Source organism: Sphingomonas sp. ERG5 (assembly GCF_000803065.1).
GTDB lineage: Bacteria > Pseudomonadota > Alphaproteobacteria > Sphingomonadales > Sphingomonadaceae > Sphingomonas.
Window position 1 is genome coordinate 57,401 of record NZ_JSXI01000001.1, and the last position, 14,260, is coordinate 71,660.

Genomic DNA, 14,260 nt, shown 5'->3' on the forward strand with positions numbered 1-14,260 from the left:
TCGTTCCGGCAGTCGGCAAGCGTTGGCGCGAAACTCCTAAGATGCAGGATCGTGGGACGACTGCGCCTCGACACAAATCGGCACGCATATGACCACAGCAGCGACGATCCACCTCATACAAACAATCGCCCATCGTCGCGGACTTGGGGTAGTCCGATCAGGCGCAGCGCGTCCGGCCCGTCAGCGGTTCGCCCGTTGGCCACATATCGGTGAACCGGCCTGATCATTTGATCAGGCCGGTCCGTCCGTTACGCTATGAGATTGCCGGATTATGAGCCGCTTGCAGATATTTGAACCAGGTCGTGCCCGCCCCATTTGCGCCCAAAGCCTGTTGTTCGGTCTTCTTCTGGCTGCGCCGGGTCGTTGCCGTCGTCTCTGCGGTTGTGAGGTCGCTGCCGCTTTGCCCCAGATGTAGTCTCAGGATCGAGGGTGCCGCGATGAGCTGGTCCATTGCTTGTCCGTCCCTGAGGTCGGTTGAGCCGCCATACTGGAACACGTCCCAGGTGGGCGAATTACCGTTCTGCGTCGCGACTGCCGCATAGGTTTGCGGCAGGGAAGCGGCAGCACCGCCAGCGCTGGACATGGCGCTGCCAGGCCACAAGGTAAACAGGTAGTCGGACCCGGTGCCAGGGTTGGCGAGCGGCGCATTGTTGATTCGACCCACCACCCTTTTCCTGTGCTGCGCAATGATCCAATCCAGCACCGCACCCGCCTTGGTCGAAGCCGCCCGCAGCGCCGCATTGAAACCAAGACGTTCGCCAATTCCGAGCGCGGTCAGCCAGTAGCCGATGTAGAAGTCGTGCTGGACCACCGCATCGTCCAACCATCCACACACACCAAAGCGCTGGGTTGCCGCATACACCGCCAGATTCTGATCGACGCTGCCGCCGGCCATCACGTTCGCCGGTGGATGATCGAAGCCCGGTGTCGACGTCTTGTGCTGATCACTGAATGATTCGAAATCGTTGACGACGAACTGCATGATTTCGGCTCGCGAATAGAGCCGGTCGGACGTCCGCGATGCGGTTTTCCAGATCAGGACGCTATGCAAGAACTGCCACGCCGCGCTTCTTTCGGCGAAGAGCGAGCCGACGCCGAAACTGCTCGCCAAAATGAAGTTCTCATAGAGCCGGCCCTGATCGCTCAGCTTATGCCCCAGAAAAGCGAACTCCGGTGTCTTGCAGAGCAGCGATCCCCAATGCGGAAACTGATGCGCATGCGGCAGGTCGATTTCATTGGCCCCGAAATAGGGCTTGCGGATCGCCGAGCCGCCATAAGGCACCTTTGCCGTCCAGGGGTTGTAGCTATCGGCCATCTCATAGGGGCGCCCGCCCTGGATATACCAGGAACGGTTGGCGGGACGAGACGCCTCTCCCTGCCCGTAATAGTGATTGCGCAGACCGATATCGCGACCGCCGTTCGCGCCCTTGAACAGTGGCACGCAGCGCCCGCCCTCGAAGCAATGATAGGGATCGCTCACATAAGCGGTCAGATAATCGAGTGCGATCGTGGACCATGGCTTGCTGTCGTGAGGCCGGTTCGCCGCGACATTATACATATATTGGCCCACCGGTTCGGCCAAAGCCGCGCGATCGTCCCGAACCCCGCCCGGCCCGGTAAGGGGCGAACGGCCCGACTGATTGAAGGGCGTATATTTGAGCCAGGTGGACGCCACTGCCGCCAGCGAACCGAACGAGTAGAGCGAGCCCTTCCACGGGTCGGACGTCAGGCCCACCTGAGTCGTCAGCGTCGCATAGTTGGACGGCTCGTATGGCATCACCCTGGTATTGCCAAAGCCGTTGCTGTTGTCCGCGCCCCAAAGTCTCACATCGAAGCCGTTATTGGAATAATGAGTGTGCGACGCATAGCCGATGGTCACGTCGTATCGCGGCAGGTTGGCATTGATGAATGCCTGGTCATAGGCGGCTGGCGCCCCGGACCGCCAGATGACGCCGGCGCGCACCGTTCCGCGCGGATACCATTTGTTCGTGGCATTGGTGACGGCAACGCCGTTGCCGTCATAGGTGCCGGTGAAGATTCCCGGGACATCGTTGCCATTCAGCGGACCGCCATCGGGTCGCTGGATGGTTGCCAGTACCGTGCCGTTCTTGTCCTCGATTCGCCACTTGTGCGGCACCATATAGCTTTCCTTGCCGCTCGGGTCGCCGAACGGGTTGTCGGGCATGGTCGCGGCAGTCCAGTCATAGCCGAACTGGAACTGCACATAGGTGCCGATACGTGTCGCCTCGCAATAATAGGCGATGTTGGAGATGACCGGCACCGGCCCTTGGGGCAAGCATTCCATCCAGCGCGGCTGATTGGCACGCAGCGTCGCATCCTCGAACTGACAGTTTTGCCGCACCGGCCTGGTCATGACGAGGACATTGGCGTCGCTGACTGCGGAACCGGTCGACCAATTCTCCAGAATCGCGCGATATGCCGTACCGACAGGCACATCGAGCGGGCCGACAATGACGTTTACGGTCGATGCCGTCCCTCCGCCGGCCGGCGTATAGGACACTGTTCTGCTCGGCTGCGGTGTCGAAACGGAAAGCGCATCGACATAGAGCCGTTCGATATCAGCGCCGCTAATCGATCCCGACGACACCGGCGTGAACGTCTCTGTGTCGGCCAGCACCTCCAGTTTCACGGAGATTTCCTTGACCTTCAGATTGACCGAGTTGCCGGTGTTGCCGAACGACGCGTTGGATTCGAGCAGCATGTCAGGCGTGATCTTCGGCTTGAACGCGACAGGCTGTGCCGGTCCGAACGCCGCGCCGTTGCGCAGGAAGATGATCGTTCCCCCGGCACCGGCGAGATTGTCGTCGTAACGAACGCCGATGTCCTCCTGTGCGGTGTTGGAAAGACCGGTCGCGCTGTAGAGGACCACAGTCTGGCCATCCCGTTCCAGATAGACCGCAACCTGACCCGTTGACCAATAGCCATAGAGCGAGAATTGCGCTTCGCCATAATCATAGAGCGACACCAGCGGCGCTTCGGCCAGCGGCAGGATGCCTTTGAAGCCGAGGGTCATCGACCGCGGGGTGCGAGTCTTGGCTGGATCCGAGTTGGTCGGCAGGGAGATGCCGATTGCGCCGGCCGACAGATAAGTGCCGGTCGGCAGGTTGAGGCGGCTGCCGGTATAGGTCGCACCCGACCCGACGATACCGAGCGCGTTTGCGATGATACCCCCGTTGGTCTGGGTGGGCGGATAAGACGCGGCCAGCGCATTGATGGTATAGGCTGAGGTCTTCGTCACCGCCGTCGGCGTCACTGTCCGTTTCACCAGCGTCAGGCCTGACGGGACGGTCAGGTTATAGCTGCCGCTTGCCCCGCCCAGATCGACGCCAAGGGCGAAACGCGTGGCCGGATCACCATAGACTGTCATGTCGCCCGGGCCCGGAGGAGTGACGGGGTCGCTGGTTTCGGTCACGCTGATGGCGATCTGCCTGACTTTCTGGAGGGCGGAGTTACTTGTGTTGCCAACCGAGGCATTGCACTGAAACTCGCACTGCGGCGTCACGCGAAGCTTGAAGGCGATCGCCTGGGGTGGGCCAAATGCCGCACCATTGCGCAAAAAAGTAACGGTGCCGCCGGCACCGCTGGGGTCGTCGTCATAGCGCACCCCCACGGTTTCCTCGGCAGTCATCGACAGGCCGCCGATGCTATCAAGCGTCGCTGTCGTTCCGCTTCGCTCGACCTGCACGCGGAGCTTGCCCGCGTCCCAATGAGCCGTCAGCTCGAAGCGCGCATCGCCATAATCGAAGAGGGAGCAGAGCGGACTCTCGGCCGCCGGCAGGATGCCGATCCAACTCAGCGTCAACGAGGCGGGAGTTTGCGTCAAGGCAGGATTGGCATTGGTCGGCAGCGTGATCCCGAGCTGCCCGGCATCGAGATAGGTGTTGACCGGCAGGTTGAGCCGCGTCCCGCTATAGGTCGCGCCGGACCCGATGATAGCGAAGCTGTGCGTCGTCGCACCGCCGTTGGTCTGTGTCGGGGCAAACGGCCCCGTGGCATTTGTAAAACTATAGGTCGAAATTACCGGCCCGGGCATGGTGTATCTCCAAGCAAATGAGGTGCGACGCAGGCACAGCGCCTCGCCCGAGATCGTCCTCGAGTAAGCCAGCACCTGGTCGCGCAGTCATTTGATCGCTTTTGCCCGGCGGTTGAATCGACGGGGTCCGCGGCCCCGGATGCGGTACTACTTTAGGAAGCGGGCGCTTGTGATGTCCTGCAAGTCTGGCGCTGCAGATCTCGACGTCACGGGCTGGTTGTGATGATCGGGAAGTCTAGAAGTGAAGGGACAACCGCTGCGCTGCAAGAGCGATCGCAAGCGCGATTCCGCCCAGCACGAGGCTGCGCCGATCGGTGATAGCAAAGGCAATCGGATCGCCGGACACCTGGCCGCGCCGGGCCATCATCCATATGCGGTTGAGCCAATAGAGCAGGACTAGGCAAAGGCCCCAGAGCAATTCGGGCGTGCCGTGCTGATAGGCGGGCGAGGCGCTCTTGATGAACAGCGCGAGGACCAGGATGGAGACCATGCCACTGGCTACACCGCTCGTCATCACGATCGCGATATCGCTACCGACATAGCCACGCCCGCTCAGCAGCCGGTCCGGCGCCTGGGTGGCACCGGCAAGCTCGGTATAGCGTTTGAGATAAGCGAGGCTGAGGAAGAAGAAGACTGCGAAGGTCAGCAGCCAGGAACTGACCGGCACGCCGACGGCCACACCACCGGCGAAGATGCGGATGGTGTAGAGGCACGCGAGCACGATCACATCGAGCGTCATCGCCTGCTTCAGCCGTAACGAATAGGCGGTCGTGACGACAAGATAGGTGCCCAGGACCGCAGCAAACGCCAGATCCAATGTCAGCGCAGCAATCAGAAGCGGGAGGGTCAACAGCACCAGGCCGAGCCCGAGCGCCATGGGGATCGGCAACGCGCCGGACGCGATCGGTCGGCTGAATTTCACCCGGTGCGCACGATCTGCTTCGATGTCGAGCAAATCGTTGATGAGATAGACACCGGAGGCTGTCAGCGAGAAGAGCACAAAGGCCAACCCCGTACGCAGGATTGCCGAAGGCTCAGCCCATAAACCCGAGGTTGCGAGAGGCACGCCGATCAGCGCGTTCTTTGCCCATTGATGTGGCCGCATTGCGCGCAAGGCTGCACGCCAGAGCGGAACGCGTCGGCAAGGCAGGATCCGCACATTGGCCTGTCGCGGATTATGGCCGACCGTCAGCCCCTCATACGCGGCGGACCAGATCGGGCGATCGGCGCGACTATCGCCGACATAGTCGAACGCTCCTTCGGCATCGCCATCGATCCATAAAAGCTTGGTGCGCCCCTTGAGATTACGCCGCCCCAAGGTTCCAACCGCGGCATCGAACAGCCCGAGATGGCGCGCGATACGAGCGACGTGCCGTTGGTGCGAGCCACTCGCGAGCACTACGCGCCGGCCCTCGGCCCGCGCGGTGCGAACGATCTCCAACACTTCCTCCCGATAAGGTAACATCGCGGGATTCAGCGAAACGCGTCGCGCCACCATGGACTTGGCATAGGCGCGGCCACGCAACAGCCACCAGCACAAGAGCAGCGCCGGACCGATGCCGCGTTTTGCGAAAGTCAGCCAGGTCTCCATCGAGACGTCCGCCGCGATCAACGTCCTGTCCAGGTCCACATAGAGCGGGCGGGCGAGCGGCGCCTTCAGGCCGATGACCGGGGCGTTCATGCCGGCACCGTCGCGGCGGGCACGCGGACCGGACGCCGTGCGAGTGGCAATGCGGCACTCGCCGCCGAGATGAGCAGCAGCGGCATGATCGGCAAGCGATAGCGCGGCATGACATAGGCCGCGGCATGAATTGCCCAGAAGCCGGCGATCACCAGGAGGATAAGGCGCTCGGCCTTCGTGCGACGGCGCCACTGCACAACCGCCAACAGGCCCAATGCGACGATCAATAGATGTTGGAGCCCGTCGATCCACCGAAGGGTGGTTATCGCAGCGCCACGGGATTGATCGGTGCTGTCGGGAAAGTCGGGTGACCAGAAGAGCGCAAGCTTGCGTAGGGCGAGTATGCCGGTTTGCACGGGATACGCCCGCATATGCGCCACCGCAAGTTCACCCAGATAGTCCGTCGCCCGCAGTTCGCCGTCGCGGGCCCGGATGACGCGCCATTCTGCGCCGAGCGGCGTATCCGCCATGCTGACGAAGCGTCCGTTGGCGGCCGGATTGTTACCGACATACAGATTGAATGGTCCATTGGTATTCAGCGCGGGGCGCCCGAGCACATGATCGACATGAAGGACCCACGGACCGAGCATGAGGGCAGTGCCGGCGGCGAACGCGAACGCAGCGGCGCTCGTTCCGGGCCAGGAGCGATGGCGCCATAGCAGGGCAACCACCACAGTCCCGCCGGTGAGGATGACCGAAGCGCCGGCGAGCATGCCGGCACCGTAGAGCAGCCCTGCCACCCCGGCGACGAGCAAGGGGCGCCTGGTCTCCAGCAGTATCACGATTGCCAGCGTGAAGCCGAGCAGTAGCGGCACCGAAAGATTCTCGCGCAACAAAAGGGCGGATCCGGCGACTGCGGGAATCAGAACGGCGAAACCAGCGGCTGCAATCAGTGCAAGCACACCATTTCCCGTCGCACGCCGAGCGAGCAAATAGGTGAGCAAGGTGGAGATCGTGGCAAGTATGAGATTGAGCGTGAGTGCCGCGCTCAGCTTTACCCCCGCAATGCCGAACATGGCCGCCAGGGCGAACGGATAACCGGGACTGTAGAAGGCGGCATTGCCATATGTATCATGCATCGCGCCAGGCGCGAGCAGTGTACGCGCCATCTCGAAATAAGCGGCGGAATCGCTCTGGAGCGATTCTTTGAGCACCATCATGGCAACGCAGCGTGCACCGATCCCAAGGAGAAGCACGACGCCGAGCGCCGCCCATTCCAGGCGAGGATCCAGCCTCGGTTTCGAGAATGCCGCTGACGGGGACAAGTGCATATCGCATGCGCTATCCGCTCCTGCTTACTATTGAATTAAGCGGTTCTTATTCCGTGCCACCCTATCGCCAGATCGGAGCATTTTCATGAAGACAACCGATCTAATCCTGATTCTGAGTAGTGTTGCCCTGAGCGCTACGGCCCAATTGCTGCTGAAGCTCGGCGCCACCGCGCCGGCGGTACGCGCCGCCATGGCCAGTGACGGGGCATTGGCTGGTCGAGCCGTCGCGTTGATGACGTCCCCGACCCTGGTCGGCGGCCTGGCAATCTATGCCTTGTCGGCCGCGTTCTGGATCGTGGTGCTTTCCAGGGTCGAGCTCTCCCTGGCCTATCCGTTCGTGGGCCTCGGCTTCGTTCTTACCTTCCTGATAGGCACCGTGTTTCTGGGTGAAACCGCGAATGCGGCGCGCCTGGCCGGTACGCTGTTGATCATGGCAGGGGCCGTGTTGGTGGCGCGAAGCGCATAAGATCGCGCCACCATAGTGCTCCTTCGAGAACGACGCCCTGCAGCATGGCGAGCAACAGTGGTCAGACTCTCAATGCGAGAGGCGCCCTTTCATAGTTGTCCATCGAGCCAGCTCCTCCTGTCGCTCCGCATTGCCGGTGCGCTCTTTCTCAGTGTCAAAAACAGCATCGCGACAGGGCTATCGGTGCTGCGATACTCCAGCATCTGCGCGCTCCGTCAGAATGGCTCGCACGCCTGTGAGCGGCAGCGAAACCATTCCCGGCAGGCCGGATGGCCAGCGTAACCGGGTCTATCCGACGTCAGGCAACCATGCCGCATTGCTGTCGGCACGGGTCCGCCCCGCCAGCCATTGCCGTACCGCTCTGCCCATAGACCGACTGACCGGAGCCTCGACGCCATTCCGCAACCGGACGCGCCAGACCGATCCCGCACCGCGTATCCCCTCGACCGCCTCCAGCCGCACGATCGCCGATCGGTGGACGCGCATGTACCGGTCTTCGGGAAGCCGGTTGACCCAATCCTTCAATCGCCCCCTCACAAGATACTGCTTGGACGGCGTGTGCAGGCGCACATAATCGCGCTCGGCTTCAAACAGGATGACATTCTCCATTGGCACCCGCACGCGCCAATGCGCATCCTCGCTCCACACGTCGGGCCAGTTCATCGGCTGGTCGGCGGGCATGGCCATTCGGCCGGGGGCACCGGCAGTGGTCTCGCCCAGAACCAGAAGACAGAAAGTCGCCCATAGGGCGATCATCCATCCCGGCCCCCCGCTCAGGGCGCTGGCGACGACCTCTGGTTCGAGCGGGCCCCACAAAGGACGGTAGAGATGGAACACGGCCAGCCGGACAGCGAGATGGATGAGATATGCAACGGAGCTCAGGACCAGAGCCACGCCGATCCGCTGCGGCATCGGCCGTGAGCTGACCCGTTGCAGAACCGGCACCATCGCGAGGCAAAGCGCGAAGCCGGCGACGCAGGTGACGATCCGGCGCAGCGCCCGTTCCGGCTGATGCTCGATCGGTGGAGTGAGCCAGCCAAGATTCAGGATGACATAGGTGATCACCCAGAGCGCGAGGGCGATCAGCAGCAGTTGAGTGCGCTCGGGTCTGCCAATGCCGGGGAAGGGATTCGGTACCGCAATGCGTCGTTCAGCCATACCTACCTCTCATCGAATTCCGTCGACCGATCGTCGCTCCGGGCTCGCGGATGCCGCTCGGTCCGGCTTTGTATGGGCCGCTGGCGACGTTCGTGTCTGCCATACATCGATCAGAGGGGAAATGGCGTTGCCCGGGCAAGAAATAGGGTTGGAATTCGATCGTCGTCGACGCGGCATCGCTGCCGCAAATGTTCAGGGAGGCATGAGGATGGTAGCTCTCCAATCTGCAATCGGCCGCCACTGGACGGCTTCCGCCATGGCAATGGTCCTCGGCTTGGCCGCCACCCCCATGGCAAGCGCCACCGACTACACCGTGCTGACGTCTGGCCAGCCCAGCGGCGCGATGTCGGTCGTGGAGGCACCCGGAGGCCGCGAGATCAGCTTCCGGTTCAATGATCGCGGCCGCGGCCCTGAGGTCCGGTCGGTCGTGACGGTCGACAGCGACCTCCTCCCCGTCAACCTCAGCATCGATGGCGTGGATTATTATAAGCTCGCCGTCTCCGAACACTTCAAACAGGCGGGCCCGGCCGCGACGTGGCGAGCGGCCAATGACAGCGGAACCGTCAAGGCCGCCGGCTTTTATCTGCCGAGCGAAACAACACCCGAACACCTCTCCATGCTGGCGCGGGCGCTCCTGCGCAGTCCCGGACACCGCATCCCGCTCCTGCCCTCCGGCGAAGCGCGCCTCGAACCCTTGATCGAACGCCCGATCGACATTGGCGGCACGCCTGCCGTAGCGCGGCTCTTCGCGCTTCAGGGGCTAGGCTATGAAGCCCGTCCGATCTGGCTGGATGCGCACGGCGAATTGCTGATGCAGGGCAACGCCTGGTTCGCGACCGTCAGGCACGGGATGGAAGCGCAGGCCGAAGGTTTGATACGCGCTCAGGCCGAAGCGCTCGAAAAACGCGATCTGGCCAGGAGCTCGGCGCTCATGCGGCGGCCGTCCGGTCCGGTCATGTTCCGCAATGTTTCCCTGTTCGACGCCGTGGCGCGCGTGACGCGCGCGAACATGACGGTCATTGTCGATGGCTCGCGGATCGTCGCGGTCGGCCAGAATGGAGAAACCGCGGCGCCGCCGGGCGCGACCGTGATCGACGGGACCGGAAAAACATTGTTACCCGGCCTTTGGGACATGCACGTCCACCTGGCAACCAACAGTGACGGGCTGCTTCATTTGGCTGCCGGCGTCACGTCGGTGCGCGACCTGGCCAACACCATGGAGGACACCCTTCTGCGCAAGCGGCGCTTCGAGACCGGAGAGCTTCCCGGTCCGAGAATGGTGCTGGCGGGCTTTATCGACGGGCCGGGGCCGCTTTCCGGGCCCATCAAAGTGCTGGTGAGCACACCCGAGGAAATGCGCGCCGCGATCCGCACCTATGCCGCGCGCGGCTATGAGCAGATCAAGCTCTACTCTTCGCTCGATCCCGCCCTGGTCCCGGTCGCAGCGCTCGAGGCGCATCGGCTTGGCCTAAGGCTGAGCGGCCACGTGCCGGCCGGCATGACGATGCGCCAGGCTGTCGCAGCCGGATTCGACGAAGTGCATCATCTGAACTTCACCGCCCTGAACTTCATGAGTGCGGACATCAATGCCAAGACCAATGGCATCACCCGCATCACCGCGATCGCGGAGCATGCCTGGGAAATCGATCCTGGCTCGCCGAAGGTCCGGGAGTTCATCGCCTTCCTGAAAGCGAAGGGCACTGTCGTCGATCCCACCATGTCGCTTTACGAGAGCGATCTGCTTGGCCGACCCGGCACGCCGGCGCCGAACCTCGCCGCGGACATCGATCGGCTGCCTCCGGTCGTTCGTCGAGCCGCCTACGGCGCCGGCCTCGCGCGAGGCGAGAAGGAAGTGGTTCGCAATGCGGCTTCGTTCCGCACCATGAGCGGGCTGTTGAAGGCTCTCTACGATGGCGGCGTGCCGCTCGTGGCCGGAACCGACGACACACCGGGATTTACCTATCATCGCGAGCTGGAACTCTATCAGAAGGCGGGGATTCCGGCAGCGGACGTCCTCTACATCGCCACTCTTGGCGCCGCTCGCGTCGCGGGGCGGGAAGCGGAACTCGGCTCGGTCTCGCCCGGCAAGTTGGCGGATCTTATCCTGGTCGACGGGAATCCCACCGCCAGTGTCTCGGACCTGCGCAAGACGGTCCTGGTGATGAAGGATGGCGTGCTGTTCCAGCCGGACACATTGCTGTCCGAAGTGGGCGTCGGCCCGGCAGCGAAGTAGGGGCGCAGCTCGCACCCCGTTTGCGCACTCCTGTGGATTTCCCAATGCGCGATGCCCGGTCACGGCTCAAGACCGAACCGACGGGTTCGGAAAACGGGCATGGTCGGGCATCCGCAACAAAGAGACCCGGCTGCCCGGCGGCACGCGCTACTTACCTGTGAAGAGCTTGTGCAGGCGACCGAAAGTGCGGGCGAGGACGCACCGCCACTTTAACAGGAAGAGCGCAGACAGATACGGCTTCCGCCGTCGAGAAACCGGAGAGCCGCAGGCCTCCAACTCCCCCTGAGCCTTACCTCAGGATCACTTGATTCCGCACGATCGATCGCCCACGACGTGATCGACCGACTTGGCAAAGAACGGAGGGGGAAATATGGCTGACGACATGCTCGTACTGGAAGATTTCGAGCGTCATATCGGCACGACATTCGTCCTGACCGACGAAACGGGACAAACCGCCGACCTGGTATTGACCGAGGTCACAGCGGTGAGCGCCTCTTCCGCGGCTGCGCAGCGCGCCCAGTTTTCACTGTTGTTCACGTCGCACGAGGCCATCGTCCGGCCGCAAACCGTCTATTCGCTCGGCCATGCGGAAATGGGCGATCTGGCGATATTCCTGGTACCGATCGCGCGGAATGAGACAGGCGTTAGCTATGAGGCGTGCTTCGGCTGATCGCCGCCCGGTTCGTAAGCCCGCTCCATTTCGAGATAGACTTCAGTCTCGCTGATCTCGGTAAAACCGAGCCGTCGATAGAGCCTCAGCGCGGGGTTGAAGCGCTCGACGAAAATGCCGATACCGCGCCCCGATACCGCCGCCGTGGCGATCAGCGCCTCGATAATGGCGCGCCCTACGCCCCTGCCCCGTGCGTCGGGCATCAGCGCGATGTCGACGATGGATATCTGGGTCTGGCGCTGCTCCAGATACAGCCGGCCGACCGGCGCACCATGATGCTCGATCAGCGCAAAATCGCATGCCATCTGTGTCTTGTAATGATGACGCTGCGCTGCGAATTGCTGCGCCAGGAACAGGGATTTTTGCTCCGCGCTCCAATCGACCTGCGCCAGTTCGTCCTCGCGAGTCGACGCATAAAGCTGCATCGCGAACGGCACGTCCGCGTCGGTTTCGGCGCGCAGCGAAAAGCCCTCGGCAACCAGCGTTGCCGGGAGCTCGAACGGAAACCCGGCATCCGCCATCATCGATCCGCCACGGCGCTTAATTGCGCGCGGGGAAAACGCCTTGCAGCGCAATGCAGAAGTTCAGCGTGAGATAAGGCTGTAGATTGTCATGCGGCTGCCCTCCCCCCTGTGGCAGAAGCGCCTCATTGGCCAACGCTACCGCCGGCGTCGCCACCGACGAATAGGCATTCCCGGGATTGGATGTGCCCAGTTGCGCGCCGCTGTTCGGCGTCGGCACGTTCTGCGCCTGGTTGATCGGGTTCAGCGTGGCCGCGTTGAGCACATGGTCGTGGGCAGGCATCTCGGTGATCAGCAAAGTCACGTCGCGTTCGCCGCTTTGTTCGCCAAGAACATAGTCGCTCAGGCCCGGCCCCTGTCCCGGGGCCATGGGCGCGCGGTCGCGGAGATCAGGCAGCGCAAAGGTCGAGGTGCCATTGCCACCATAGGTGGTGCCGAGCAGCGAGAACAACGCGGTGTTCTGCGAAATCGGCAGAATCTGACCAGCGCAGAAAGCCCAGCCTCTTGGCGCGAAGTTGAAACCGAAGATCCGAATCTCGGCCACAAATGGATTAGACATTGTCCGAGGCTCCTAAATTACTGCGTGGGGAAGACGCCGAACAGCGAAATGATGAACGATATGTTCAGCGCCGGCATCCGGTTCTCATGTGCCTGGCTGCCGCCGATCGGCGAGATGCTCGTCGGGGCCATCGGCGCCTGAACCATCGTGCTCGTTCCCGGCATGACATAAAAGGAGTATTGGGTTGCGGTCGGATTGACCGTACCAGGCAACGCGCCGACAGGCGATGGGAGCGTCGCAGGGGTGGTGGACGCCACCAGCGTGTGGCTGTGCGTCGGCAACTGGTTGATATTCACCGTCACGCTTTCGGTGCCGGCCGCTTCGCCTATGGAGCGAGTCGTGAGGCCGCCGCCCGTCCCCTGATGCACCGGCAATCGGCCACGCAAATCGGGCAAGGCGAAGGTATTCTGGCCATCGCCCCCATAGGTGGTACCGATCAGCTGAAACAGCACATCATTTTCGGAGATGGCCACCAGGCGGCCATCGCAGAACGCCCAGCCCACCGGGGGGAAGTTGCCCCCGAACATCCGAATTTCACCGACATATGGTTGCGACATAAAATTCTCCGTGCCGATTGGCCGAACGCTGGATCAATTGCGCGAGGGAAAGATGCCCTGCAGCGCGACGACGAAGGTGATGACCAGATAGGGCTGCATATTGTTATGCGCCTGGTTCCCGCCGCGGCTGCCGACCGATGCGGGGGCCAAGGGGATTGGATTGGTGACGGGCGAGTAGAATTGCACATCGTTCCGCGAATCGGCGGCCAGCGTATTGCCGTTCGCGAACCGCTTGTCGCCGACGGCGGAGGTGCCGTTCAGTTGATGGTCGTGCTGCGGTATCTCAGTGATGAGCAGCGTGTGATTTTCCTGGCCCGCGCGCGCGCCAAGGGTAAAGTTACTGCCGAAACTATTCGGCGTTCGCCCCCGCAGGTCGGGAAGCGCGAATGTCGTTCGGCCATCGCCGCCATAGGTGGTTCCGAACAGCGAAAACAGCGCTTGATTCTGATTGATCGGCAGGAGCTGGCCATTGCACAGCGCAAAGCCCCTTGGCGCGAAGTTGAAAGCGCACAGCTTAATTTCACCGAGATAAGGAGTGCTCATGGCGGCCTCTCAAGCTTCGATCGGGGAAAGAAGCCGTCTGTCAGCCACCCGCCCCCAAGTGTTGAAATGTGTGGATGGATCGTTTTGCGACAGGACACAACAGCAATTTTTCGCCCTGGCGCAGCATAAGCTTGCGATGACCGACTAAGTCATGGAAAGTGTGCGCCGATTATGATTTGCGCCCGTCGGATCGGCGACCCGCACTCCCGCCCTGCGCGACAGCCACAAGAATTTACCCTCAAGCGATCATGTTGCGCGGCGCAGTCTATTCTGTCATCCTGAAGAGAACGGGCAACTGGCGTAGCGCGCCTTGGGGAGCATTTGGGGGCATGAAGGCGATCAATTTCAAAACTGCGGCGTCGGTCGAAATAGAGACTGGGGGCGAAACGACCCTGACCGAATCGATCGGCGTGGCAGGTAACACCCGCAAAGCCTGGTCAACACCGATGGTGATCGTCGGTAGCACGGCACAGCAAACCACTCACTATACGGTCGGCTTTGGGACAGATGCAGCGACTGGGCCATACGGACCGTTCGGCTCCTGACG

At 62.4% G+C, this 14,260-nt stretch carries 12 protein-coding genes; 4 read left to right on the plus strand and 8 right to left on the minus strand.

The features are described 5' to 3' along the window. Positions 1 to 253: 253 nt before the first annotated feature. From OO12_RS00310 to OO12_RS00320, 3 genes are all read right to left on the minus strand, one after another. Positions 254 to 4,054, minus strand: a complete 3,801-nt coding sequence (locus OO12_RS00310; RefSeq protein ID WP_082006241.1) for a hypothetical protein — start codon at positions 4,052 to 4,054, stop codon at positions 254 to 256. A gap of 235 nt (positions 4,055 to 4,289) precedes the next feature. Then, the gene (locus OO12_RS00315) at positions 4,290 to 5,735 is read right to left on the minus strand and encodes a UbiA family prenyltransferase (RefSeq protein WP_034156636.1); all 1,446 of its coding nucleotides are present in this window, start codon (positions 5,733 to 5,735) and stop codon (positions 4,290 to 4,292) included. Continuing rightward, positions 5,732 to 6,892 (minus strand): glycosyltransferase family 39 protein, encoded by a 1,161-nt coding sequence (locus OO12_RS00320; protein WP_160296696.1) that lies wholly within the window; start codon positions 6,890 to 6,892, stop codon positions 5,732 to 5,734. The genes OO12_RS00315 and OO12_RS00320 overlap by 4 nt, the downstream gene beginning before the upstream one ends. A gap of 199 nt (positions 6,893 to 7,091) precedes the next feature. Here OO12_RS00320 and OO12_RS00325 point away from each other — a divergent pair, with 199 nt between their 5' ends. Further along, entirely contained in the window at positions 7,092 to 7,472 is a 381-nt protein-coding gene (locus tag OO12_RS00325; RefSeq protein ID WP_034156638.1) for an SMR family transporter, read from the plus strand. A 288-nt stretch (positions 7,473 to 7,760) separates the two neighbouring features. Here the strand turns inward: OO12_RS00325 and OO12_RS26595 are convergent, their stop codons facing one another. After that, entirely contained in the window at positions 7,761 to 8,630 is an 870-nt protein-coding gene (locus OO12_RS26595) for a LytTR family DNA-binding domain-containing protein (RefSeq protein ID WP_052215366.1), read from the minus strand. Between the two features lie 148 nt (positions 8,631 to 8,778). On the opposite strand from OO12_RS26595, the gene OO12_RS00335 reads away from it, so the two are divergent. Together OO12_RS00335 and OO12_RS00340 are read left to right on the plus strand one after the other, a co-directional pair. After that, positions 8,779 to 10,863 carry an amidohydrolase family protein gene (locus OO12_RS00335; protein ID WP_235364619.1) on the plus strand — a complete coding sequence of 695 codons (2,085 nt, stop codon included), beginning with the start codon at positions 8,779 to 8,781 and terminating at the stop codon, positions 10,861 to 10,863. A 370-nt stretch (positions 10,864 to 11,233) separates the two neighbouring features. Next, positions 11,234 to 11,533, plus strand: a complete 300-nt coding sequence (locus OO12_RS00340; RefSeq protein ID WP_034156640.1) for a DUF6916 family protein — start codon at positions 11,234 to 11,236, stop codon at positions 11,531 to 11,533. Here OO12_RS00340 and OO12_RS00345 read toward each other — a convergent pair. The 4 genes from OO12_RS00345 to OO12_RS00360 are packed head-to-tail and all read right to left on the minus strand — an operon-like array spanning position 11,512 to position 13,713. Continuing rightward, on the minus strand, positions 11,512 to 12,054 hold the full coding sequence (locus tag OO12_RS00345) for a GNAT family N-acetyltransferase (protein ID WP_200887351.1): 543 nt from the start codon (positions 12,052 to 12,054) through the stop codon (positions 11,512 to 11,514). The genes OO12_RS00340 and OO12_RS00345 overlap by 22 nt on opposite strands. Positions 12,055 to 12,073: 19 nt before the next feature. Then, positions 12,074 to 12,613, minus strand: a complete 540-nt coding sequence (locus OO12_RS00350) for a phage tail protein (protein ID WP_034156641.1) — start codon at positions 12,611 to 12,613, stop codon at positions 12,074 to 12,076. Positions 12,614 to 12,630: 17 nt separating this feature from the next. Then, positions 12,631 to 13,170 carry a phage tail protein gene (locus OO12_RS00355; protein WP_034156642.1) on the minus strand — a complete coding sequence of 180 codons (540 nt, stop codon included), beginning with the start codon at positions 13,168 to 13,170 and terminating at the stop codon, positions 12,631 to 12,633. A 33-nt stretch (positions 13,171 to 13,203) separates the two neighbouring features. Further along, positions 13,204 to 13,713 carry a phage tail protein gene (locus OO12_RS00360; RefSeq protein WP_034156643.1) on the minus strand — a complete coding sequence of 170 codons (510 nt, stop codon included), beginning with the start codon at positions 13,711 to 13,713 and terminating at the stop codon, positions 13,204 to 13,206. A 329-nt stretch (positions 13,714 to 14,042) separates the two neighbouring features. Here OO12_RS00360 and OO12_RS00365 point away from each other — a divergent pair, with 329 nt between their 5' ends. After that, positions 14,043 to 14,258, plus strand: a complete 216-nt coding sequence (locus OO12_RS00365; protein ID WP_034156644.1) for a hypothetical protein — start codon at positions 14,043 to 14,045, stop codon at positions 14,256 to 14,258. Positions 14,259 to 14,260: the final 2 nt, after the last annotated feature.